Origin of the sequence: Mesorhizobium sp. M0621 (genome assembly GCF_040320745.1) — a bacterium.
Classification (GTDB): domain Bacteria; phylum Pseudomonadota; class Alphaproteobacteria; order Rhizobiales; family Rhizobiaceae; genus Mesorhizobium.
This window is the reverse complement of sequence record NZ_JAMYQF010000005.1, coordinates 174,904-198,180: the sequence shown is the minus strand read 5'-3', so window position 1 is coordinate 198,180 and position 23,277 is coordinate 174,904. Positions and strand designations below refer to the sequence as shown.

At 63.5% G+C, this 23,277-nt stretch carries 19 protein-coding genes and 1 tRNA gene; 14 read left to right on the top strand and 6 right to left on the bottom strand.

Annotated elements, in window-relative coordinates:
- Positions 1–273 precede the first annotated feature (273 nt).
- Positions 274–349 (bottom strand) — tRNA-Ala (locus NKI38_RS05935).
- A gap of 172 nt (positions 350–521) precedes the next feature.
- A complete protein-coding gene (locus NKI38_RS05930) occupies positions 522–911 on the bottom strand; it encodes a TIGR02300 family protein (protein ID WP_013528180.1) in 390 nt (129 codons plus the stop codon).
- Between the two features lie 207 nt (positions 912–1,118).
- Here NKI38_RS05930 and aroA point away from each other — a divergent pair, with 207 nt between their 5' ends.
- The 3 genes from aroA (at position 1,119) to rpsA (ending at position 5,311) form a co-directional block, all read left to right on the top strand.
- Complete coding sequence (gene aroA, locus NKI38_RS05925) at positions 1,119–2,477, top strand: 3-phosphoshikimate 1-carboxyvinyltransferase (RefSeq protein WP_352655560.1); 1,359 nt, start codon at positions 1,119–1,121, stop codon at positions 2,475–2,477.
- Positions 2,478–2,755: 278 nt separating this feature from the next.
- Positions 2,756–3,406, top strand: coding sequence for a (d)CMP kinase (gene cmk / locus NKI38_RS05920; protein ID WP_352655558.1), 651 nt, complete (start codon positions 2,756–2,758; stop codon positions 3,404–3,406).
- 207 nt (positions 3,407–3,613) lie between these two features.
- Positions 3,614–5,311, top strand: coding sequence for a 30S ribosomal protein S1 (gene rpsA / locus NKI38_RS05915; protein WP_013528183.1), 1,698 nt, complete (start codon positions 3,614–3,616; stop codon positions 5,309–5,311).
- A 102-nt stretch (positions 5,312–5,413) separates the two neighbouring features.
- Here the strand turns inward: rpsA and NKI38_RS05910 are convergent, their stop codons facing one another.
- The 3 genes from NKI38_RS05910 to NKI38_RS05900 form a co-directional block, all read right to left on the bottom strand.
- A complete protein-coding gene (locus NKI38_RS05910; protein WP_352655556.1) occupies positions 5,414–6,121 on the bottom strand; it encodes an SDR family NAD(P)-dependent oxidoreductase in 708 nt (235 codons plus the stop codon).
- 190 nt (positions 6,122–6,311) lie between these two features.
- Positions 6,312–7,925 carry a 5-guanidino-2-oxopentanoate decarboxylase gene (locus NKI38_RS05905; protein ID WP_352655554.1) on the bottom strand — a complete coding sequence of 538 codons (1,614 nt, stop codon included), beginning with the start codon at positions 7,923–7,925 and terminating at the stop codon, positions 6,312–6,314.
- Complete coding sequence (locus NKI38_RS05900) at positions 7,922–8,770, bottom strand: dimethylarginine dimethylaminohydrolase family protein (RefSeq protein ID WP_352655581.1); 849 nt, start codon at positions 8,768–8,770, stop codon at positions 7,922–7,924. Before NKI38_RS05900 ends, NKI38_RS05905 begins: the two co-directional genes overlap by 4 nt.
- A 243-nt stretch (positions 8,771–9,013) precedes the next feature.
- On the opposite strand from NKI38_RS05900, the gene NKI38_RS05895 reads away from it, so the two are divergent.
- The 8 genes from NKI38_RS05895 to NKI38_RS05860 all read left to right on the top strand — a co-directional run bounded on the left by NKI38_RS05895 (position 9,014) and on the right by NKI38_RS05860 (position 15,754).
- The gene (locus NKI38_RS05895; protein WP_352655579.1) at positions 9,014–9,829 is read left to right on the top strand and encodes an ABC transporter ATP-binding protein; all 816 of its coding nucleotides are present in this window, start codon (positions 9,014–9,016) and stop codon (positions 9,827–9,829) included.
- Between the two features lie 53 nt (positions 9,830–9,882).
- A complete protein-coding gene (locus NKI38_RS05890) occupies positions 9,883–10,680 on the top strand; it encodes a transporter substrate-binding domain-containing protein (RefSeq protein WP_352655552.1) in 798 nt (265 codons plus the stop codon).
- 206 nt (positions 10,681–10,886) lie between these two features.
- On the top strand, positions 10,887–11,552 hold the full coding sequence (locus NKI38_RS05885; protein WP_352655577.1) for an ABC transporter permease: 666 nt from the start codon (positions 10,887–10,889) through the stop codon (positions 11,550–11,552).
- Complete coding sequence (locus tag NKI38_RS05880) at positions 11,552–12,361, top strand: ABC transporter permease (protein WP_352655550.1); 810 nt, start codon at positions 11,552–11,554, stop codon at positions 12,359–12,361. Before NKI38_RS05885 ends, NKI38_RS05880 begins: the two co-directional genes overlap by 1 nt.
- Positions 12,362–12,484: 123 nt before the next feature.
- Positions 12,485–13,486 (top strand): Ldh family oxidoreductase, encoded by a 1,002-nt coding sequence (locus NKI38_RS05875; protein WP_352628218.1) that lies wholly within the window; start codon positions 12,485–12,487, stop codon positions 13,484–13,486.
- Between the two features lie 243 nt (positions 13,487–13,729).
- Entirely contained in the window at positions 13,730–14,011 is a 282-nt protein-coding gene (locus NKI38_RS05870) for a hypothetical protein (RefSeq protein ID WP_352655548.1), read from the top strand.
- A 195-nt stretch (positions 14,012–14,206) separates the two neighbouring features.
- Positions 14,207–14,659, top strand: a complete 453-nt coding sequence (locus NKI38_RS05865; protein WP_352655547.1) for a DoxX family protein — start codon at positions 14,207–14,209, stop codon at positions 14,657–14,659.
- Positions 14,660–14,776: 117 nt separating this feature from the next.
- The gene (locus NKI38_RS05860; protein ID WP_352655545.1) at positions 14,777–15,754 is read left to right on the top strand and encodes a complex I NDUFA9 subunit family protein; all 978 of its coding nucleotides are present in this window, start codon (positions 14,777–14,779) and stop codon (positions 15,752–15,754) included.
- 31 nt (positions 15,755–15,785) lie between these two features.
- Here NKI38_RS05860 and NKI38_RS05855 read toward each other — a convergent pair whose 3' ends face one another.
- Positions 15,786–17,153, bottom strand: coding sequence for a cytochrome P450 (locus NKI38_RS05855; RefSeq protein WP_352655543.1), 1,368 nt, complete (start codon positions 17,151–17,153; stop codon positions 15,786–15,788).
- A 210-nt stretch (positions 17,154–17,363) separates the two neighbouring features.
- On the opposite strand from NKI38_RS05855, the gene NKI38_RS05850 reads away from it, so the two are divergent.
- From NKI38_RS05850 to gyrB, 3 genes are all read left to right on the top strand, one after another.
- Positions 17,364–17,933: an NADPH-dependent FMN reductase gene (locus tag NKI38_RS05850; protein WP_352655541.1), complete on the top strand. Its 570-nt coding sequence runs from the start codon at positions 17,364–17,366 to the stop codon at positions 17,931–17,933.
- Positions 17,934–18,024: 91 nt separating this feature from the next.
- Positions 18,025–20,643, top strand: coding sequence for a caspase family protein (locus tag NKI38_RS05845; protein WP_352655539.1), 2,619 nt, complete (start codon positions 18,025–18,027; stop codon positions 20,641–20,643).
- Positions 20,644–20,793: 150 nt separating this feature from the next.
- Positions 20,794–23,265 carry a DNA topoisomerase (ATP-hydrolyzing) subunit B gene (gene gyrB / locus NKI38_RS05840; protein WP_352655537.1) on the top strand — a complete coding sequence of 824 codons (2,472 nt, stop codon included), beginning with the start codon at positions 20,794–20,796 and terminating at the stop codon, positions 23,263–23,265.
- Positions 23,266–23,277 lie beyond the last annotated feature (12 nt).

Genomic DNA, 23,277 nt, shown 5'->3' with positions numbered 1-23,277 from the left:
ATTTCCGGCAGCGGGTAGGCGACACGCCAATGCTGGCGGGGATCAGACAGCGCCGAAAAATGATCTAGAATTGAATGCGAGTGGCAAGCGTGGCGCGACATCGAGGGCTCCGCAAATCACGAAGCCCCTCATGAATCACATTCGCATCCCATACGCACCTCCCGTTAACCCGAAGCGATTGCCCTGGTCAGTGGCGTCACCGGAATTGACTGTCGAGCACGAATGGCCGCAGAGCGGTATGTCCTATCGGCTGCAAATTGCAGAGAGACTGTTTGGTGGAGCCAATCGGGATCGAACCGACGACCTCTTGAATGCCATTCAAGCGCTCTCCCAACTGAGCTATGGCCCCACTTCCGGCAGTCAACCGGCGCCGTTTCCGGCGAAGAGATCCGGCGCGGGTTGGAGACCGCGCCGTTAGTGCAGGCGGCTTCTAACCCCGCCTTTCGTCAATATCAAGCCTTCGAGAGCCGCTTTTTCTTCACAGGCCACGAAAGCCCGCAAACGCCCGCTTCCGAGGTCGATCAGACCTCGTCGTCGTCGTCGCCGACGCCGATCATGTCGGCAACGTCGTCGTCTTCTTCCTCTTCGTCGGCAAGGAAAGTGTCATCCTCGTCGTCGCCGAGATCGACGTCGTCCTCGTCGTCGCCGAGATCCGGCAGGTCGTCGCCCTTGACGTCCTCGTCGGCCTCTTCGAGCGACACGACCTCAACGCCCTCTTCTTCCTCGGCGTCCACTTCCTTCTCGGCCACTTCCTCTTCCTCCTCGAGGGCGGCAATCTTGCCTTCCTCGAAATAGGAACGCGGATAGGTCTTGCCGGTGTAGGGCGAGACGATCGGGTCCTTGTTAAGGTCGTAGAATTTTCGGCCCGTCTCCGGGTCGATACGTTTTGTGCCAAGTTCGGTTTTTGCCACGGCAAGCCTCGTCAATAAAAGAGTGGTCCCCTTAACCACAGTTTGCAGCGCTGTCAAAGCGAAAAGCCGGCGTCACAAAACCATGCATTGAAAGGCCTCGCGTCAGGGGATGACCACGGGGGATGACCATTTCGGCCCGCCGTGATACGAGACCGCCGCAACAAATGAAAAGCGCCGGCCCGCCGGCATTCCGTCCAAGGAAATTCAATGTCTCACGCCGCCGCCCCAAAGTCGGCCACCGCCCGCAGATCATCAGCGCTTTCCGGCACGGCCCGCGTGCCGGGCGACAAGTCGATCTCGCACCGCTCCTTCATGTTCGGCGGCCTCGCCTCCGGCGAAACCCGCATCACCGGCCTGCTCGAAGGCGAGGACGTGATGCGCACGGGTGCGGCCATGAAGGCGATGGGCGCACATATAGAAAAACGCGGCGCGGAGTGGGTAATCCGCGGTACCGGCAACGGCGCACTGCTGCAGCCGGAAGGCCCGCTCGATTTCGGCAATGCCGGCACCGGCTCGCGGCTCACCATGGGTCTGGTCGGCACCTATGACATGGAAACGACCTTTATCGGCGACGCCTCGCTGTCCGGCCGGCCGATGGGCCGGGTGCTCGAACCCTTGCGCCAGATGGGCGTGCAGGTGCTGAAGGCGACACCGGGCGACCGCATGCCGATCACGCTGCATGGGCCTAAGCATGCCGCACCGACCACCTACCGTGTGCCGATGGCGTCGGCACAGGTCAAGTCGGCGGTGCTACTCGCCGGTCTCAACACGCCGGGCATCACGACCGTCATCGAACCTGTCATGACGCGCGACCACACCGAAAAGATGCTGAAAGGCTTCGGCGCCAATCTCTCGGTCGAGACCGACGAGCGCGGCGTGCGCCACATCTTCATCGAGGGACAGGGCAAGCTGACCGGCCAGACCATCGCGGTGCCCGGCGACCCATCCTCGGCCGGTTTCCCGCTGGTGGCCGCACTGATCGTGCCGGGATCTGACATAACAATCGAAAACGTGCTGATGAACCCGACCCGCACCGGGCTTTTGCTGACGCTGCAGGAAATGGGCGGCAAGATCGACATCTTGAACCCGCGCAACGCCGGCGGCGAGGATGTCGCCGATCTGCGCGTGCGTTACTCCGAACTGAAGGGCGTCATCGTGCCGTCCGAGCGGGCGCCGTCGATGATTGACGAGTACCCCGTGCTCGCGGTCGCCGCCAGCTTCGCCGAGGGCGAAACACTGATGCAGGGGCTGGAAGAGTTGCGAGTGAAAGAATCCGACCGTCTGTCGGCCGTCGCCAATGGGCTCAAGCTCAACGGCGTCGACTGCACCGAGGGCGAAGCTTCGCTTGCCGTGCGCGGCAGACCGGGCGGCAAGGGGCTGGGCGGCCATCCCAACGGCCAGGACACGACGGTGCAGACCCATCTCGACCACCGCATCGCCATGAGTTTTCTGGTGATGGGCCTGGCGACGGAAAAGCCGGTGACTATTGATGACCAAGCGATGATCGCGACCAGCTTTCCCGAATTCATGGGGCTGATGACGGGGCTGGGCGCGGAGATCAGCTAGTCGATGGCAATGACAGGGCTTGGAGATTGCGGCCGGACTGGAACGTCGGAGGGACAGCGCCCCCCTCTGTCCTACCGGACATCTCCCCCACAAGGGGGGAGATTGGCCGTCACGTTTGCTTTCGCTAATTACCGGCGTCGCAAGGTCGAGAGCGGCGCTGAAGCCGCCAATCTCCCCCCTCGTGGGGGAGATGTCCGGCAGGACAGAGGGGGGCGCGAAGGATCGCTACGTCTGTCTGGTTCGTTGGGTTTCTCGATCCCGGTTTTGGTGGCCTGCCAATGACACACATCTTCACGATCGCCATCGATGGCCCCGCCGGCGCCGGCAAGGGCACCCTCGCCCGGCGGCTTGCCGACCACTACCGGCTGAACCTGCTCGACACCGGTCTCACCTATCGCGCCGTGGCCTATGCATTGCTCCAGCACGCGCTGCCGCTCGACAATGTCTCGGCGGCCGAAACCGCTGCCCGCCAGGTCGACCTGGCGAAGCTCGACCGGGCGGTTCTGTCAGCGCATGCGGTCGGCGAGGCGGCCTCGAAGGTCGCGGTGTTCCCGACCGTGCGACGCATCCTGGTCGAAAAGCAGCGCGACTTCGCCCAGACACCCCCCGGCGCTGTGCTCGACGGGCGCGACATCGGCACCGTCGTCTGCCCCGACGCCGACATAAAGCTCTATGTGACGGCCAGTGCCGAGGTGCGGGCGCAACGGCGGCTGGCCGAGATCGAGAGCATCGGCGGCACCGCTGATTTCACCGAGATCCTTGCCGATATCGTGCGCCGCGACGAGCGCGACATGGGCCGCGCCGACTCGCCACTGAAGCCGGCGACCGACGCGCACTTGCTTGATACCAGCGAAATGGCTATAGAAGCCGCGTTTCTCGCAGCCAAGGCGATCATCGACGACGTGCTGGCCAAGAGAGACAAAGCCTGATCCGGGCGTTCCCTCGTGTTTCCGTTGTCGGAGGCGAAGGAAATACCCATATCGGGCATGAACCAGCCTGCCAGCATTCTTCATGCGCCGGAATTGCCGCTTAAAGAGCGGCCCAGGGCTTTTGTAGCCCGGAACGCCGGCAGGCCAACGTAACGCTAACCCACGGCGCCCGTCCCGCTTGAGATGCGGGGCACTCCAGGAGAAACGATGTCAGCTGCAAATCCCACTCGCGACGATTTCGCGAGCCTGCTCGAAGAATCATTTACCACAGGCCATTCCGGCGAAGGCCAGGTCGTCAAGGGCACGATCACCGCGATCGAAAAGGACATGGCCATCATCGACGTCGGCCTCAAGGTCGAAGGCCGCGTGCCGCTGAAGGAATTCGGCGTCAAGGGCAAGGACACCACCCTCAAGGTCGGTGACACCGTCGAAGTCTATGTCGAGCGCATCGAAAACGCGCTTGGCGAAGCGATGCTTTCCCGTGAGAAGGCCCGCCGCGAAGAGAGCTGGGTCCGTCTCGAAGAGAAGTTCACCAAGGGTGAGCGCGTCGAAGGCGTCATCTTCAACCAGGTCAAGGGCGGCTTCACCGTCGACCTCGACGGCGCCGTGGCCTTCCTGCCGCGCAGCCAGGTCGATATCCGCCCGATCCGCGACGTCTCCCCGCTGATGCACAACCCGCAGCCCTTCGAGATCCTCAAGATGGATCGCCGCCGCGGCAACATCGTGGTGTCGCGCCGTACCGTGCTCGAGGAGAGCCGCGCCGAACAGCGTTCGGAAATCGTGCAAAACCTCGAAGAAGGCCAGGTTGTCGAAGGCGTCGTCAAGAACATCACCGATTACGGTGCGTTCGTCGACCTCGGCGGCATCGACGGCCTGCTGCATGTCACCGACATGGCATGGCGCCGCGTCAACCATCCGACCGAAATCCTCAACATCGGTCAGACGGTCAAGGTGCAGATCATCCGCATCAACCAGGAAACCCACCGTATCTCGCTCGGCATGAAGCAGCTCGAGAGCGATCCGTGGTCCGAGATCGGCACCAAGTTCCCGATCGGCAAGAAGATCAAGGGTACCGTCACCAACATCACCGACTACGGCGCGTTCGTCGAGCTGGAGCCGGGCATCGAGGGTCTCATCCACGTTTCGGAAATGTCGTGGACGAAGAAGAACGTGCATCCCGGCAAGATCCTGTCGACGACCCAGGAAGTCGACGTTGTGGTGCTCGAGGTCGATCCGGCCAAGCGCCGCATCTCGCTCGGCCTCAAGCAGACGCTTGAGAATCCGTGGCAGGCTTTCGCCTCGAGCCATCCGGTCGGCAGCCAGGTCGAGGGCGAGGTCAAGAACAAGACCGAGTTCGGCCTGTTCATCGGCCTCGAAGGCGACGTGGACGGCATGGTGCACCTTTCCGACCTCGACTGGACCCGTCCGGGCGAGCAGGTCATCGAAGAGTACAATCGCGGCGACATGGTCAAGGCGCAGGTGCTCGACGTCGACATCGACAAGGAGCGCATCTCGCTCGGCATCAAGCAGCTGGCCAAGGATACGGTCGGCGAAGCGGCGACTTCAGGCGAACTGCGCAAGAACGCGGTCGTCACCTGTGAAGTCATCGGCGTCAAGGATGGCGGTCTGGAAGTGCGGCTGGTCGACAGCGGCATCGAAACCTTCATCAAGCGCTCCGATCTGAGCCGCGATCGCGACGAGCAGCGCCCCGAGCGCTTCACCGTCGGCCAGAAGGTCGACGCCCGCGTCATCGCCTTCGACAAGAAGACCCGCAAGCTGCAGGTTTCGATCAAGGCGCTGGAAATCGCAGAAGAGAAGGAAGCCGTCGCTCAGTACGGCTCGACCGACTCCGGCGCTTCGCTGGGCGACATCCTGGGTGCCGCGCTGAAGAAGCAGGGCAGCTAAGCATAGGCTGTTGCCCACGCGTCGCGTGCGGCCTCTCAAAGAAAAACCCCGCCGGGTTGCTCCGGCGGGGTTTTTCTTTGACCGACGCGAAAGGTCGGAAGGTTACGCCCGGCCATAAAGCGGCACCAGCGTGCCGCTCATCGCCTGATTGGCCGGCGAGGCAAGGTAGGCAATGGCTTCGGCGGCGGCTTCTAGGCTGACCCATCGGGTGACATCGGCATCCGGCATATCGGCGCGGTTTGCCGGCGTGTCGAGCGTCGACGGCGCCACGGCGTTGACCAGGATGCCCTTGTGCTTCAGTTCCTCGGCCATCGCCACCGTCATGGCCGCCACCGCCGCCTTGCTGGCGGCGTAGGCAACCTTACCGGCGCCGCGCCGCGGGTCGATTCCGGCACGCGCCGTGACATTGACGATACGGCCTGCGGTCTCCGACGCCAGCATCGAGCGCACCGCCGCACGACAGCACAGGAAGGCGGTGCGTGCATTGGTGTCCATCATCTCGGCAAAGGACGCCGACTCGATCTTCTCCACCGGCGCCCCGGTGAAGCCTCCGGCCAGGTGGATCGAGCCCCACAGGCCTGGAACCTGACTGTAGAACGCCTCGACCTTGGCGGAGTCCGAGAGATCGACATTGTGCACCAGCTTGACGCGGTCATGCGCGGTGAAAGGGAAATGCGCTGGTGCGGCGGCATGGGCATTGGGCACATGGCAGATCGCGCCGTCACTCAGCAGTTTGCCGACAACCGCACCGCCGAGTGCACCGGTTCCGCCGGTCACGACGATATGCTTGCCTTCAAGGGTTTCCGTCATCTTGGCCGCTCCTGTCATTTTTTTATCGTTAGGTCGTTTCTTCTGCCGCGCCGACGCAAAGCGTCGCGCCTTTCGCGCCATCACTCAACTGCAATCTCGACATGGCAGTTGTCGCGTCTTTGCATGCGTGCGCCCACCGGTCAGCCGTGGGATCATGCCGGCCGAGACGGGAAGCACGCGTCGCCGATGTTCAGTCAACCGTGATTTCGATGACGCGCGGCAGTCCGGTTGCCCGGGCGCGTTTCAGCGCATCCGCCAGAGCGGCGATATCGGTAAGCCGCTCGGCGCCGATGCCATAGGCCTCAGCCAGCTTGCAGAAATCCGGCGGCGCCGGCGACACGCCGACCGGCTCGACGCCGACATCGAGCATCGAGGTTTCGATCTCGCGATAGCCGCGATTGTTCCAGACGACGAAGACGACGGGCGCTCGGGCATCGAGCGCAGCGCCCAGTTCCGGCAGCGTGAACTGGAAGCCGCCGTCACCTGTCAGGCAAACGACCGGCGCCTCGGGCACCGCAAGAGCTGCGCCGATCGCCGCCGGCGGGCCATAGCCGAGCGCCCCGAATCCGGTGGCGGCATTGAACCAGCCGCCTGGCCGGTCATGGTCATAATAGAGGTTGGCGGCATAGATCGGCTGCGTCGAATCCCCGACGATGAACGCGCCCGGCAAAGTGTCGCGGATCATCTCGACGGCGCGCACCTGCCCCTGCAGGGTCGGATTGAGTTCGGCAAAGGCCGCTTCCCGCGCGGCGGCGGCACGCGACGAGCCGCCCACGCTTGCCGGGACATGGCTGATTTGCGGAAGCAGCGCTTCGAGCGCCTCGGCGCAATCGGCCTGGATCGAAACCGTCGCCGGGCGGCGGGCAAGCTGGTCCGCGCCGATATCGATGCGGATCAAATTGGCGGGCAGGATGAAGCCGCCATCGCTGTAGCCATCATAGTCGGTCGGGCCGAATTCGGTGCCGGCGGCAATGACAAGGTCGGCGTCGGCCATCAGCGTCCGCACTGCCTTCAGGCTGGGGCTGGCCGGTACGCAAAGCGGATGCCCATGCAGCAGGCCACGCGCATTGGCGGTCTGGACGACTGGCGCTCCCAGCCGTTCGGCCAGACGCCGCAACGGCGCTTCGGCACGTTTGGCGCCGCCGCCAACCAGGATCAGCGGGCGGCGCGCGGCGGTGATGAGTTTGGCTGCGCTGGCAATTGCGGCACCCTCCGGCGCGGGCGGCGCTGCATTGCTCAGCATGGCGGCGATGCTGTTCGCCGGCTTGACCATGACGTCGGTCGGGATTTCGATATGCACCGGGCCGGGCCGGGCCGACGAAAACAGGGCGAAGGCCTGCGCCAGGGCACCGGGCAATTCGCTGGCCTCGGTAACGCGCTGCGAAAACAGCGCCACTTTCTCCATCATGCCGCGCTGGTCGGGCAATTCGTGCAGATGGCCCAGGCCCTTGCCCAGCGTCGGCATGGCGTTGACGCCTGAGATGACCAGCATCGGAACTGAATCGGCACGCGCCTGTCCCATGGCGGTGATGGTGTTGGTGAGCCCCGGTCCGGTGATGACGAAGGCGACACCCGGCCTGCCGCTGGCGCGCGCATAGCCATCGGCCATGAAGCCGGCGCCCTGTTCGTGACGCGGCGTGACATGGCGGATCTTCGAGCGCGCCAGCCCCCGGTAGAGCTCGACCGTGTGCACACCGGGAATGCCGAAGACCGTGTCGACGCCATGGGCTTCGAGTAGCGAAATGAGCGCCTCGCCGACGGTCGTCCCAATGTTGGTCCCGGTGGTGGTCCCAGTGGTGGTCATTGGCGCAGCACCGGCCGCGTCAGGCAGGTCGGACCACCCTCGCAAGCGATGCAGAGCGCATCCGCCTCGAAGGTGGAGACCACGCAGCCGGCCGCTTGCATGGCTGCCGCTGTCCTGGGAAAACCGGCAACGGCGATGACCTGGCGCGGCGCGGTTGGGAGCACGTTGAGACTGAGCCCGTTAGAGGCGAAGAACTCGTCGGCATCGCCCTCGACCAGCTTGATGCCGCGCGCCCGCAGCAACTGGTAGAAGGCGGCCGGCAGCAAGGGTGCGTAGACCAGCGCCAGATCGTCGGCGAGCGGGCTGATCACCGACATCAGGTGCAGGCAGGCTTCCTCGCCGTGCCAGAGCGGCAGGTCGAAGCCGAAGACCGAAATCCCCTTGGGCGAGAGCAGATTAGCAAGTTGCTGGATACCGTCCTGGTTGGTGCGCACGCCACGACCGACGGCCAGCGTGGTCGCGTCGACCCAGACGCAGTCACCGCCTTCCACCTGGCCAGGGCTTTCGAGGCGCCCAAGGATGGGGATACCCATGCGCTGGTAGGCTGTCTCATGCAGACCGGGCTCTGCCCGGCGCAGCGCCTTGCCCATGGCAAGAATGATCGCGCCATGATCGGTCATCAGCGACGGATCGTGGGTGAAGACCGAATCAGCCAGCCCGTCATCGGCATCCGTCAGCCATTCGATCTCGGCGCCGGAAGCCGCGACCATGCTGGACAGCTGCTCATGCTGGGCTGCGGCCTTTTGCGGATCGAAACCCGAACCATAGTGCCATTCCTGTGCCCTGGCATGGCGCATGGCGCTGGCGGCGGACCGCATCAGAACGCGTTTCAGGGGTCCGGCCATGGACTGCGACCCGTATGATTTGCCCACTCAATTCTCCCGAAACGTCCGTTGCCGCCACTAACCACTACAGCAGGCTGTGATCAATAGTCCAAAAACCATGGTTGACGGAGGCAAGCGGAACGGTCCATCCTGAGAATGGGAACTCTGTCAGTGACGGGTAATGGGTAAAAAATACCAGCAGCGACCGACTCTACCGCTCCGCGGAGCGTCGAAGGGATGACGGCTACTAGCGCCGCATCCGGGATGATAGCGCAAGGCGCAGCACCCGCATTGAAACACACGGCGCAGGACGGCGCCGCCGAAGCCATCCATGTCGAGAACCTGCACAAGAGGTTCGGCGAGTTGCATGTGCTGAAGGGCGTCTCGCTGTCGGCACGCGACGGCGAGGTCATCGCTATCATCGGCGGCTCAGGCTCAGGCAAGTCGACGCTGCTGCGCTGCATCAACTGCCTGGAAAATCCGACCAGCGGCATCATCCGCGTCAATGGCGAGGAGATCAAGCTCAAGGCCGACAGCCACGGCCACACGGTTCCGGCCGACCGCAAGCAGATCGAGCGCATCCGTTCCAAGCTCGGCATGGTGTTCCAGAACTTCAACCTGTGGAGCCACATGACGCTGATCGAGAACGTCATCGAGGTTCCGGTGCATGTGCTTGGCGTCAAGCGCGATGTGGTGATCGCAGAGGCAGAAAAGCTGCTCGCCCGCGTCGGGCTGGCCGAAAAGCGCGACGTCTATCCGGCCTATCTGTCGGGCGGCCAGCAGCAGCGCGCCGCGATCGCCCGTGCGCTCGCCATCAATCCGCGCGTCATGCTGTTCGATGAGCCGACCTCGGCGCTCGACCCTGAGCTGGTCGGAGAGGTGCTGAAGGTGATCGGCGACCTGGCGCGCGAGGGCCGTACCATGGTGCTTGTCACCCACGAGATGAAGTTTGCCCGCGAGGTCGCGACGCATGTCGTCTACCTCTACAACGGGCTAGTCGAGGAAGAGGGGCCGCCGGAGCAAATCTTCGGTGCACCGAAATCCGAAAGGCTGAAGCAGTTCATCCGCAACATCGGCTAGGAAAGCCGGGACGGAAGAAAACCGGGAACCAACAACAAACTGGGAGTCGTGAAATGAAGACTGTTCTGAAGACATTCGCCGCAGCGCTGCTGCTCGGCGTCGCCGCCATGGGCGTGGCCAAGGCCGATCCGGTCAAGATCGGCGTCGCCGCCGAGCCCTATCCACCCTTCACCTCGCCGGATGCATCGGGCAAGTGGGTCGGCTGGGAGATCGAGTTCATCGACGCCGTCTGCGCCGAAGAGGAGCTCGACTGCGTCATCACGCCCGTTGCCTGGGACGGCATCATTCCGGCTCTGACGACGAAGAAGATCGACCTCATCGTCAGCTCGATGTCGATCACCAACGAGCGCAAGAAGACGATCGACTTCTCGGACAAATATTATAACACGCCGACGGCGATCATCGGGCCAAAGGACCAGAAATTCGGCGCCACGCCGGAAGACTTCAAGGGTAAGGTCATTGGCGTTCAGGTGTCGACCGTGCACGCCGTCTACGCCAAGAAGCACTTCACCGGAGCGGCGGAAATCAAGGAATACCAGACCCAGGACGAAGCCAACAACGATCTTGCGGCTGGTCGCCTCGACGCGGTGCAGGCCGATTCCATCGCGCTTGGCGAATTTCTCAAATCGGACCAGGGCAAGGCCTGCTGCGATCTGAAGGGCATGGTTGCACCGGATGACGAAGTGCTCGGACCGGGCGTCGGCGCCGGCGTGCGCAAGGAAGACACCGAGTTGAAGGACAAGATCAACGCCGGCATCAAGGCGATCCGCGCCAACGGGAAATATGACGAGATCTCGAAGAAGTACTTCGATTTCGATATTTACGGCGGCGGCGGCGCGCAGTCGAACTGACGATCCCCGCATGAGCTGAGGGGCATGGCGTCAGCGCCATGCCCCTCCTGCCCGATCTTTCCCAGGCATGTTTGCCGCCGACGCAGCCGTCGGCGGTTAGAGCCAGCACTTCGGGGGCAACGCTGATCGACGCACTTCTTTCGGCCTCCGCGGCCGGCATCACCGAACTTCTCTCGCCCTACCCACCGGGCTGGGGCGGGACTCTTTTGGTTGGACTGCTCCATTCGATCGAGATCGCGCTGGGCGCCACATGCCTCGGTCTTCTGATCGGCACGGGCGGCGCCTATGGCAAGCTCTATGGCGGTCCGGTGGTGCGCGATCTGCTGGCGGTCTACACCACCATCGTGCGCGCCGTGCCCGAACTGGTGCTGATCCTGCTGCTCTATTATGCCGGGACCGACCTGATCAACCAGGCGCTGACGGCCATGGGCTATCAGCGCGTCGACGTCAGCGGCCTCGCCGCCGGCATCGCCGTGCTCGGCTTTGTCCAGGGCGCCTATTCGACCGAGGTGATACGCGGCGCGATCCTGGCCATTCCGCAGGGGCAAATTGAAGCCGCCCGCGCCTATGGAATGTCTCCCGGCCTGCTGTTGCGGCGCATTACCTTGCCGGCAATGCTGCCCTTCGCCATACCGGGCCTCGCCAATCTCTGGCTGATCGCCACCAAGGACACCGCGCTGCTGGCGGTCGTCGGTTTCTACGAACTGGCGCTGGCAACGCGGCAGGCCGCGGGTGTCACCAAAGCCTATTTCACCTTCTTTTTCGCCGCGGGCGTACTCTATCTGCTGCTGTCGCTGTTCTCCAACCTCCTCATCGGCCGGGTCGAGGCCTGGTCGCGGCGCGGAATGCCTTCGCTGAAGGAGGCGCGCTGATGGCTAACGAGGCGGCCATCATCAACGTAGTCGCGCGGACGTCGCTGTGGCTGCAGCCGCACCGCATCGTGCTGATCCTGATCGCACTCGGCCTGGTTCTGTCGGCGACCTTTTTCATGCGCTGGGACTGGCTGCCGCAATATTATGAGATGGGATTGATCGGCATCTGGCGCTCGCTGTGGATCCTGGCCGTCACCTGTGTGCTGGGCTTCCTGCTTGCCGTGCCGCTCGGACTGGCGCAGGCCACCGGCTCCTTCTGGTTCGCCGCGCCCGCCAAGGTGTTCTGCACAGTGATCCGGGGCACGCCGCTGCTGATCCAGCTGTGGCTGCTCTATTACGGCCTGGGTTCGCTGTTCCCGCAATATCCGTGGATCCGTGGATCCTGGATGTGGCCGTATCTGCGGCAAGCATGGCCCTATGGCGTGCTGGCGTTGACTTTGTCTTTTGCCGGCTATGAAGGTGAAGTGATGCGCGGCGCCTTTGCCGGCGTGCCCAAGGGGCAACTCGAGGCCGCCCGAGCCTTCGGCATGAGCCGCTGGAAGGCATTCCGGCGCATCTGGCTGCCACAAGCCATCTACCGTGCGCTGCCGACGCTGACCGGCGAGACCGTGCTGCAATTGAAGTCGACACCGCTGGTGGCGACGATCAGCGTCATCGACATCTTCGCCGTTTCGTCCAAGGTGCGGCAGGACACCTACCTCACCTACGAACCCTTGCTGCTGCTGGCGCTGATCTACATGACGATCACCGGTATTCTGGTCTTCGCCTTCGGCCGGATCGAAGCCAGGATCCCGAACAAGATCGGCTAGCGAGTTAGCGAATAGCGAATAGCGAATAGCGAATAGTAAGCACTCGATATTTCCGCTATTTCCGCTACTCCCTACTCCCTACTCCCTACTCGCTACTCGCTACTCGCCCAGGAACTCATTGTGATGCAACTCAGTCTCGACCAGGCAAAAGGACTGTGCCGGATGGCGGCACTTGGCGCCGGCGCCAATGAGGAAGCGGCGCAATCGCTCACCGCTTCGATCATCGCCGCCGAGTCGGAGGGGCTTTCCTCCGTCGGGTTTTCGCATTTCATCGATTACCTCGAGGCGCTGGAAGCCGGACGCATCGATGGCAACGCAGATCCGGTGATCACCCGGCCGGCGTTGGCAATCTACCTCTCCGATGCGCGCGGCGGGCTGGCGCACACCGGCTTCGACCGCACAATCGACGACCTCGCCAAGGCGGCAAGACTGTTCGGCGTCGCCATCTTCTCGCAGAAAAACGCCTATACGTGTGGCGCGCTCGGCTATTTCACCGGGCGGTTGGCGGCACAAGGGCTGGTGTCGTTCGCCGCCACCAATGGGCCGGCCGTGCTTGCTGGTTCGGGCTCCGTCAAGCCGGTCTACTGCACCAACCCGATGTCGTTCGCCGCGCCCGCCGCGGACGGCGCGCCGCTGGTCATCGACCAGTCGTCGAGCGCCACCGCTTTCGTCAACATCCGCAAGGCGGCCGAGGACGGCAAGACAATCCCCGAAGGCTGGGCACTGGACGCCAGCGGTAACCCGACCACCGATCCTGCCGCCGCCATGAAGGGTGCCATGCTTGCCTTCGGCGGCCAGCGCGGCGCCAACATCGCCCTGATGGTCGAGGTGCTGGCGGCGGGCCTGTCGGGCGCCAACTGGTCGCTCGACGCGCCATGGTTCAGCGGCGGACCGGACAGCCCCGGCACCGGGCTGTTCGTGCTTGCCGTCGAGCCAAAGCTGCTCGATCCGGATTTCGAGCAGCGGATGAAGGACCAGCTCGACCGGCTGCGGCGGCGCTTCGGCGTGCATGTGCCCGGCCGTGCCCGCGCCGAAGCCGCAGAGAAGGCGCAAGCGCGGGGCATCACCGCGTCCAAGGCCGTGGTGCAGCGCATCTCCGAATTCGCCGCCCGCTATTCTTCTTGAATAAATCGTTAGACATCAGATAGTTATCTCAGATCTGCCCGCCCGAGGCGCGGCGCGGCGCGATTTTCTTTGCGCGCCGCTGAACCTTTCCGCGCCCTGCTGCGACCCACCTTTGTCCAGGGCAAGGCGAGCTTGCCCGATCCACACCGAGGGAAGCAGCAAACCGAAAAGCGAAGCCTGTTTCACGCAAAGGATCATCCTTTGCGCCTCGGAAAACTCAACCCAAATCAAAAGGAAATTGTCATGACCAACACCAAGATCACCATGCTGACCGCCGTCCTTCTTCTTGGCTCGTTCATGGGCGCCACGCAGGCAGCCAGCCTGAAGGCCGCGCCGGTCAAGCCGTCCAGCCCTGGCGTCATCACCGCCCCGAACGGCGGCGCCACCGAGGATCATTACTGCAAGAACGGCCATGCAAAATTCGCCAACTGCAGCGCCGATTTTGTCGCGGCCTGCAAGAAGGTCGGAGGCACCATGTCGGATGTTCAGGGCTGGGGTGGGCGTACTTGCTTCACGCCCTCCTGATACCGTCTCAGGTCAGGCCGCTCCGTCGGCCCCTGACTTCGCATGGATGTCACCCGGAAAACCCCGCTTCGGCGGGGTTTTCTGCGTTTCGCCTGCGCAATGCTGAAACTTTCTTATTTAGGTCAACTTTTGTTTATTTGACTTCATCCGACCTGATCGGCCGTTTGCGCTGATTGAGCAAACAGAGGAGCCATAATGTCGGCAAGCACGGACAATCCCTGCAACAGCCTTGTCATCCCAGCCCTTGGCAGGTTTTACGCAGCCTTGCACGATGGCGCGGAAACCGTTCTTCGAGTCGTTGCCGGTGCATTTCTCGCCGTCCATGGCTCGCAGAAGATCGCCAATCCTTTCGGCGCCGCCGAGATGGTCGAAGGCCTCGGCTTTTATCCGGGCGCCTTATGGTCGTTGCTTCTGGCCTGCACCGAATTCTTCGGCGGTATTTTCATCGCCATCGGGTTTTTGACGCGGCCGGCCGCCTTTGCCGGCCTGTTCGTGCTGCTGGTCACGGTCTGGTTCCACTGGGTGACCATGGACCAAGGCTTTTCGGGCGCTGAAAAGTCGCTGCTGTGGGCGGCGATCCTGCTGTTTTGCGTCATTCGCGGCGGCAACCGCCATTCGGTCGACGCCCGCATCGGCAAGGCGTTCTGACAAGGTTGGAATTGCTCTGAAAACAAGGGCGGCAGCGACGACGCGTCACCCTTTGCCTTTGGCGCGAAACCGATTATGAAACGGCTTCAGCCAAGCTTGCGAGCGCCGGAGCCAGCCATGACCGAAATCCTGCAGACCCCAAAGCTCGTCGTCGTCTTTGGCGGGTCAGGCTTTGTCGGCCGCCATGTCGTGCGCGCGTTGGCCAAGCGCGGCTATCGCATCCGTGTCGCCTGCCGGCGGCCCGATCTTGCCGGCCATTTGCAGCCACTTGGCAATGTCGGCCAGATCCAACCGGTGCAGGCCAATGTGCGCGTGCGCTGGTCGGTCGACCGCGCCGTGCAGGGTGCCGACCATGTCGTCAATCTGGTCGCCGTCCTGCATGAGGGCGGCCGGCAGAAATTCTCCTCCGTGCACGAGTTCGGCGCCCGCGCCGTGGCCGAGGCAGCGCGCGCCGTCGGCGCCGGTCTCACCCATATTTCGGCGCTTGGTGCCGACCTGAACTCCGGATCGGACTATGCGCGCACCAAGGCGCTTGGCGAAAAGGCGGTTCTGGAGACGATCAAGGACGCCGTGATCTTCCGGCCGTCGATCAATTTCGGGCCCGAGGACGCCTTCTTCAACCGCTTCGCCAACATGGCGCGCTATTCGCCGGTGCTACCGCTGATCGGCGGCGGCCAGACCAAGTTCCAGCCGGTCTATGTCGGCGACGTCGCCGAAGCGGTGGCGCGCTCGGTCGACGGCAAGGTCGATGGCGGCCAGATCTACGAACTCGGTGGCCCCAAGGTGCTCACCTTCAAGGAATGCATGGAGGAACTGCTCGACGTGATCGAGCGCAAGCGCCTGCTGGTGCCCGTGCCGTGGTGGGTAGCCAACATCCAGGCCTCGATCCTCGGCCTCTTGCCCAATCCGCTGCTGACCAAGGACCAGGTGATACAGCTGCGCGAGCACAACATCGTGTCGAACGAGGCCACGAAAGCCAACCGGACACTCGCCGGGCTCGGCATCCAGCCGCAATCGATCGCGACGATCCTGCCCAGCTATCTCTGGCGCTTCCGCGCCGCCGGTCAGTTCCAGCAGCGCAAACCCGCAGCTTAATTTTCATTGCCACAGCTTGAAGGTGTCACCCCTATCGAGGCGTGACCTGCATCGGCAAACCACCTTGTGGTTGCGTGGTCAGCTTCTGCACCGGCCAGGGTTTCGTTTCAGCGGTAGTGTCGAAGCGGAAGCGTGACAGCATGATCGCCAGCGCGATAATCGCCTCCTGCATGGCGAAGCTGGCGCCGATGCAGACGCGAGGGCCCGCGCCAAACGGCAGATACTGGAAGCGGTCGATCTTTTCGCGATTTCCCGGGTGGAAGCGCTCCGGCAGGAAGGCATCCGGCCTGTCCCACAGTTTCCGGTGGCGATGGACGACCCACGGCATCACCAGCACGGCGGCGTGCTTGGGGATATAAAGATCCTTCCACATTTCCGGCTCGATCGGCTCACGGTTGATAGACGGCGCCGGCGGATAGAGCCGGAGCGCCTCGTCGAAGGCTGCGCGCGTCAGCGGCATGGCATCGAGCCACTTCGTCGGATCGGGCTCGCGTGCCAGCACCTGGTCGATCTCCTGCTCGACCCGGTTGCGCTCCCACGGGGATTCCGCCAGGCAATAGAGAGTCCAGCCCAGCGCGCGCGCCGTGGTCTCGTGGCCGGCGCCGATGAAGGTGATGATGTTGTCCTCGACCTCGGCCCGCGTCAGCCCGTCGGGGCCCTCGGCCTTGAGCAGCAGCGTCAGGAAATCCTGCGGCACGGCGTCGGGATCACGCTTGAATTTCTCTTCGCGCATCTTGACCGTGTCGGTGACGATCTTGCGGAAGTAAGCCATGGTCTTGCGGCCGCGTATGCGGGTCAGGCGAGGCAGCCAGTCGGGCGCGCGCAACAGGTCGAGCGGGTCGACGCGGCCCATGGTCTCGAACAGACGGTCGATCTCGTTGCCGAAACTGCCCGGCTCGCCTGATATCTCGCCGGAAAACAGCGTTTCGGCCAGGATGTCGTAAGTGAGCAGCGTCATGTCATGGGCGATGTCGGATATGCCGCCACCCTCATAGCGGGTGACGAACTCCCGCGTGCGCCGAAGCATCGGCTGGGCGAAGCCGAAGATGTGGCGCGGCGTGAACACCGGCGCCATCGCCTTGCGCGACCGTTTCCAGACCTCGCCCTCGGCGGTCAGCAGGCCGTCGCGCAGGATCGGCCGCAGGATCTTCTGGCGCACCGTCGCCATCTTGTAGTTCTTGGCGTTGTCGACCAGCACGTGGCGGATCAGGCCGGGATCGTTGGCAACGATCAGATGTCCACCAACGCCACTCGCCGAAATCCAGGGCTCGTTGTAGGTATGCTCCCCCCACAGTTCGAGCGGGTTGCGGTAGACGATGCGGATCATCTCCAGCGTCGAGGGCGGCGTCGTGCGCGGCTTCGGCGCCGGGGGAACGAAGGGGGCGGGCTGGATGTCCATGGGCTGCTCCGCTGATACCACAATGTAGTGGCTGGCGACCCGGGCGTCCATGTGACCGGACGGCAGGCGCAAATTGTGCGGCCTGGGACGGACGGGAGACGGTCCGTTCAGCCGATTGTGACCGCCCTCCCGGCGGTGTCGCCTTGTTCACGGCCAAGCTCTGCCGTAGGTCACGGTCACCAACAGATACCGCCAGCCTTGGAGCCAACCTTGAAGCACCAGTTGAACATCATCATCGGCAGCACGCGGCCAGGCCGCGCCGGACCGGTTTTCGCCGACTGGCTGGAGAGATTCGCGCGCGAACACGGGAAATTCGAGCCGGTGCTGACCGACATCGATACGTTCAAGCTTCCGGTGCTGGACGAACCGCACCATCCAAGGCTTGGCAACTACCAGAACGACCATACCAAGGCCTGGTCCAAGGCAATCGATGCCGCCGATGCCTTTGTCTTCGTCGCGCCGGAATACAATTATTTCGTGGCGCCGGCGATCGTCAACGCGATTGACTATCTGCTGCGCGAATGGACATACAAGCCCGCTGGCATTTTCAGCTATGGCGGCGTGTCCGGCGGCCTGCGCGCGACGCAGGCGCTGAAGCCATTGCTGACCTCGGTGGGCGTCATGCCGATCCCGGAAGGCGTCGCGCTGCCGATGTATCAGAAACTGCTCGACGAGAAAGGCGCTTTCAACGCCAGCGAGCAGGTGCAGGGCGGAGCCAAAACCATGCTCGACGAGTTGTCGCGATGGAGCGAGGCGTTGAAGCCGATGCGGGCTGCCTAAACGCGCCGGCTTTCCACCAAAAGCCCGGCTTGCTCATGCCATAAAGAGGTGGAATGTTCGCGCAAATGAACGAGCCGGGGGGCAGTTCGACTTGCGCTTGCTGTTTGCCTTGCTGCTGATGCTCACGACCACCGCCGCGGCAGTGGCGGAGCGGCGCGTGGCGCTGGTCATCGCCGATGACGACTACCGCCTGGTCCGGCCACTCGCCAATCCGGTCCATGACGGTGAGGCGATGGGAGCGGCGTTGAAGAAGCTCGGCTTCGAGGTTGTCCTCGAAACCAATCGTGACCTCAGGCGCATGCGCCGCGCGCTCGACGATTTTCGCGAGGATGCCAAGGGCGCCGATGTGGCGCTCGTCTATTTCTCCGGCCACGGCGTCGAAATCTCCGGCGACAACCGGCTGCTTCCGGTCGATGCCGACGCCTCCTCGCTCGATGCACTGGAAAAGACCAGCCTGCCGCTGGAAGAAGTGCGCGACACCGTGGCCGCCACAGCCAGGGTCGGCCTGATCGTGCTCGATGCGTGCCGCAGCGATCCGTTTTCGGGCACTGTGAGCGAAGGTCGAGGCGCGACATCGCTGGCAAAGGATGTCGCGGAGAAAGTCCGGCCGGGTCTCGGCCGGATTGGCCGCGCCGAAAACATCCTGTTCGCCTTTTCAGCCGCACCCGGTGAGACGGCTACCGACGGCACCGGCCAGAATTCGCCGTTCACGACAGCGCTGACCAAATATCTCGGCACCGACGGGCTCGAGATCCGCTCGGTGCTGACGCTGGTACAGCAAGAGGTCTATGACCTGTCACGCGGCAAACAGCTGCCCTATGTCGAGAGCGGCCTGCCAAAACTGTTCTTTGCCGCAGCGGCCAAGGAACAGCTGCCGGAGCGCGAGCGCCTGCTGCTCGCCATGGCCGACGTGACGCCGGAGATGCGCGGCGAGGTCGAGCAGATCGCCAGCGATGCCGACATGCCGCTGGCGCCGCTCTATGGCGCGCTGATCGGCTCCGACAGCAGCCATTTGTCGGCGGACAGCCTGAACGCCCGGCTGCACGAAGCGGCCGACGCCTTCGTCAAGGTGCGCAGCGAAATGAAGACGCTCGCCTCCGATGATCCGCAAGTGACGGAACTGCGCCGGCAGGCCGAGGAACAGCTTTCGCTTGGCGCCTTCGAAGGCGCCCGCGCCATCCTCGCCAGGGCCGCCGACATCGACAATGTCTCGCGCAACGCCTTGAAGGCCAATTTCGTCAGCCGCACGCTGTCCGAAGCGGCGACGCGTTTTCTGTCCGGCGGTGCGGCACGCGCCGATCTCGACTACGCCACGGCCATCAAGGACTATGAATCGGTGCTGGCCCTTTACGGCGAGGCCGGACAGACCTCGCTGACGCTGGACGACGCCGACCGCCAGATCCGGACGCTGGACGACCTCGGCAAGCTCTATACCCTTGTCGGCAACACCGATGCGGCAGGGCGCGCCTTTGCGGCGCTAGTATCCAATCTCGAACTGCGTTCGACCCAAGAAACCGATCCGAGCGTGAGGCGTGATTTCGCCGTCAGCCACATCAAGCTCGGCAACATCAGGCTGGTGCAAGGCGACCTGCCGGAAGCACTTGAGAATTATCAGTCTGCCAGAACCATGCTCCGGGATTTGACCGCGGCCGAGCCCGATCGTCTGCCATGGTTCGGCGACTTCGCCATGGCCGACGACAAGATCGGCAATGTGCTGGTGACGCAAGGCGATCTGGCTGGAGCCTCGCAGGTCTACCAGGAAAGTCTGTCGATCAAGAAGCAGCTTGCCGACAACGAACCCGAGCGCGCCGAGCTGCAGCGCGACCTGACCATCAGCTATGACGAGATCGGCGCTTTGGCGCGCACCGCCGGCCAGTTGGACAACGCCCAGGCGGCCTATGAGCAAAGCCTGAAGGTCCGATTGGCGTTGGCCGGCAAGAAACCACAGGATGCAGAGCGGCAGCGCGATGTCTCGGTCAGCCATACGACGATCGGCGACCTCAAGCGCGAGCGGAGCGATGCGGTGGGCGCACTCGCGGCCTATCGGGCAAGCCAGGCGATCGTCGAACGATTGGTGGACCGCGACCCGGACAACAGCGAGCTGACGCGCGACCTGTCTGTCGGCAATGCCAAGATCGGCAATGCGCTGAGCGACCAGGAAAAATGGCCGGATGCGCTGTCGGCTTACAGGCAAGCCCTGTCGATAGCCCGCGTGCTGGCGGCTGGCGACCCGAACAACACGGATTGGCAGCGCGACCTCTCCGTCAGCCTCGAAAAGGTCGCCGGCATTCTGGAAATACAAGGCGACCGGGCGGGCGCGCTCAAGGCCTACACCGACAGTTTCGCCATCGCCGACCGGCTGGCGAAGCTCGATCCTGCCAATGCCGACTGGCAGCGCGACCTGTCGATCACGCTGTCCGAAATCGGCACGCTCAAGGGCAAGCAGCGCGACTTCAAGGGCACGCGGCAGGCCTTCCAGGATAGCCTCGACATCCGCCAGCAGCTTGCCCAGTCCGACCCGAACAATGCCACCTGGCAGCGCGACCTTGTGGTGGCCATGATCGATTACGCTCAGGTCGCCAAGAACCCCAAGGCGGTGCTTTCCCAAGCGCTCGACATGACGCTGGAACTTGATCGGACCGGGCGGCTGGCGCCGCGATACAAGTTCATGATCAAGTTTCTCAGGGACCGGCTGGCCAAAGCCAGATAAGGCCGGGCGAAAGCGCGTTATGGACAGCCGGGGAAATGCCTGCAAACCTTGGAAAAACCGCCTTTAGCGCCTATATCTAGTTCATATTAGAGGCGCGATTCGGGGCCGATTTTTCGCGCCGTGCGAGCGGCATCCAGACAACAGGTTTTCATGAGCGATCAGATCGACAACACCACCGGCGCTGAAGCCGAATACGGCGCCGATTCCATCAAGGTTTTGAAGGGGTTGGATGCCGTGCGCAAACGCCCTGGCATGTATATCGGCGACACCGACGACGGTTCCGGCCTGCATCACATGGTCTATGAGGTGGTCGACAACGCCATCGACGAGGCGCTGGCCGGCCACGCCGACCTTGTCACCGTGACGCTCAACCCCGATGGTTCGGTCACGGTGATCGACAATGGCCGCGGCATCCCGACCGATATCCACACCGGAGAAGGCATTTCCGCGGCTGAAGTGATCATGACGCAGCTGCATGCCGGCGGCAAATTCGACCAGAACTCCTACAAGGTGTCGGGCGGCCTGCATGGCGTCGGCGTCTCGGTGGTCAATGCGCTTTCGGCGTGGCTGAAGTTGAAAATCCGCCGCAATGGCCAGATCTTCGAGATGAGCTTCACACATGGCAATGCCGACGCGCCGCTGAAGGCCACCGGCAGCTATGAGCAGGACAAGCAGCCTGGCACCTATGAAGGGCGCAGCGGCAGCGAGATCAGCTTCTTCCCGTCGTCCGAAACCTTCACCATGGTCGAGTTCGATTTCGGCACGCTGGAACACCGGTTGCGCGAGCTCGCCTTCCTCAATTCCGGCGTGCGCATCGTGTTGACCGACGCCCGTCATGCCGACGTCGTGCGCCATGAACTGCACTATGATGGCGGACTGGAGGAATTCGTCAAATATCTCGACCGGGTCAAGAAACCGCTGATCGACAAACCGATCGCCATCAAGGCCGAGCGCGACGGCATAACCGTCGAAGTGGCGATGTGGTGGAACGACAGCTACCACGAGAACGTGCTGGCCTTCACCAACAATATCCCGCAGCGCGATGGCGGCACGCATCTGGCCGGTTTTCGCGGCGCGCTGACGCGTCAAATCACGGGCTATGGCGAATCCTCTGGCCTAACCAAGAAGGAAAAGGTCTCGCTGATCGGTGACGATTGTCGCGAAGGCCTGACTGCGGTGCTGTCGGTCAAAGTTCCCGATCCGAAATTCTCCTCGCAGACCAAGGACAAGCTGGTTTCGTCGGAAGTCCGGCCCGTCGTCGAAGGCTTGGTCAACGAAGCGCTCGGCACCTGGCTGGAGGAGCATCCTGCAGAAGGCAAGGTGGTCGTCGACAAGGTGATCCAGGCAGCCGCGGCGCGTGAGGCCGCGCGCAAGGCGCGCGACATCACCCGCAAGAGTTCGCTCGGCGTCACTTCCCTGCCCGGCAAGCTGGCCGACTGCCAGGAACGCGACCCGGCGAAATCCGAAATCTTCATCGTCGAGGGCGATTCCGCCGGCGGCTCGGCCAAGGGTGGGCGTTCGCGCCAGAACCAGGCGATCCTGCCCTTGCGCGGCAAGATCCTCAATGTCGAGCGGGCACGCTTCGACCGCATGCTCGGTTCCGACATGATCGGCACGCTGATCACCGCGCTCGGCACCTCGATCGGCAAGGACGAGTTCAACGCCGACAAATTGCGCTACCACAAGATCATCCTGATGACCGACGCCGACGTCGACGGCGCCCACATCCGCACCTTGCTGCTCACCTTCTTCTTCCGGCAGATGCCGGAGCTGATCGAGCGCGGGCATCTCTACATCGCCCAGCCGCCGCTCTACAAAGTGACGCGCGGCAAGAGCTCGCAATACATCAAGGACGAGAGCGCCTTCGAGGAGTTCCTGATCGGTTCGGGGCTGGAAGAAGCATCGCTTTCGCTCGGCTCCGGCGAGGTCCGCACCGGGCAGGACCTGCGCGGCGCTATCGACGACGCGCTGGCCGTGCGCCAGCTGATCAACGGCCTGCACACCCGCTACAACAGAGGCGTGGTCGAACAGGCCGCGATCGCCGGCGGGCTCAACCCGGACGTCTTCACCGATCTCGGCCGCGCCAACGCCATGGCGGAGCGGATCGCAAAACGCCTCGACATCATCGCCGAGGACACAGAGCGCGGCTGGACCGGCCGCATGTCGACCTCGAACGAAGGCGTCGGCGGCTATGTATTCGAGCGCACGGTGCGCAGCGTCAAGGAATACGCGCATCTCGATCTTGCGCTGATCAATTCGGCCGATGCTCGCCAGCTCGACCGCTACGCACAGCGCCTCAGCGAGGTTTACGGGACGCCACCGGTGCTGCACCGCAAGGATGTCTCCGAAACCATCTCGGGTCCGCTGGCGCTGCTCAACGCCGTCTTTGCGACCGGCCGCAAGGGCCTGACCATGCAGCGCTACAAGGGTCTCGGCGAAATGAACGCCGAACAGCTGTGGGAAACCACGCTCGACCCGAACGTGCGCTCGCTGCTGCAGGTCAAGGTCAATGACGCGACGGACGCGGATAGTCTGTTCTCGCGGCTGATGGGCGACGAGGTCGAACCTAGGCGCGAATTCATCCAGGACAACGCCCTATCGGTCGCCAATCTGGATATCTGAGCCGCGATCGGT

Bases quoted from the DNA above. Each gene is read 5' to 3' on its own strand.
- NKI38_RS05890 (WP_352655552.1), top strand. From the start codon at position 9,883: ATGAAGACTGTTCTGAAGACATTCGCCGCAGCGCTGCTGCTCGGCGTC.
- NKI38_RS05880 (WP_352655550.1), top strand. From the start codon at position 11,552: ATGGCTAACGAGGCGGCCATCATCAACGTAGTCGCGCGGACGTCGCTG.
- cmk (WP_352655558.1), top strand. From the start codon at position 2,756: ATGACACACATCTTCACGATCGCCATCGATGGCCCCGCCGGCGCCGGC.
- NKI38_RS05870 (WP_352655548.1), top strand. From the start codon at position 13,730: ATGACCAACACCAAGATCACCATGCTGACCGCCGTCCTTCTTCTTGGC.
- NKI38_RS05895 (WP_352655579.1), top strand. From the start codon at position 9,014: ATGATAGCGCAAGGCGCAGCACCCGCATTGAAACACACGGCGCAGGAC.
- NKI38_RS05875 (WP_352628218.1), top strand. From the start codon at position 12,485: ATGCAACTCAGTCTCGACCAGGCAAAAGGACTGTGCCGGATGGCGGCA.
- NKI38_RS05865 (WP_352655547.1), top strand. From the start codon at position 14,207: ATGTCGGCAAGCACGGACAATCCCTGCAACAGCCTTGTCATCCCAGCC.
- NKI38_RS05855 (WP_352655543.1), bottom strand. From the start codon at position 17,153: ATGGACATCCAGCCCGCCCCCTTCGTTCCCCCGGCGCCGAAGCCGCGC.
- NKI38_RS05860 (WP_352655545.1), top strand. From the start codon at position 14,777: ATGACCGAAATCCTGCAGACCCCAAAGCTCGTCGTCGTCTTTGGCGGG.
- rpsA (WP_013528183.1), top strand. From the start codon at position 3,614: ATGTCAGCTGCAAATCCCACTCGCGACGATTTCGCGAGCCTGCTCGAA.
- gyrB (WP_352655537.1), top strand. From the start codon at position 20,794: ATGAGCGATCAGATCGACAACACCACCGGCGCTGAAGCCGAATACGGC.
- NKI38_RS05910 (WP_352655556.1), bottom strand. From the start codon at position 6,121: ATGACGGAAACCCTTGAAGGCAAGCATATCGTCGTGACCGGCGGAACC.
- NKI38_RS05900 (WP_352655581.1), bottom strand. From the start codon at position 8,770: ATGGCCGGACCCCTGAAACGCGTTCTGATGCGGTCCGCCGCCAGCGCC.
- NKI38_RS05905 (WP_352655554.1), bottom strand. From the start codon at position 7,925: ATGACCACCACTGGGACCACCACCGGGACCAACATTGGGACGACCGTC.
- aroA (WP_352655560.1), top strand. From the start codon at position 1,119: ATGTCTCACGCCGCCGCCCCAAAGTCGGCCACCGCCCGCAGATCATCA.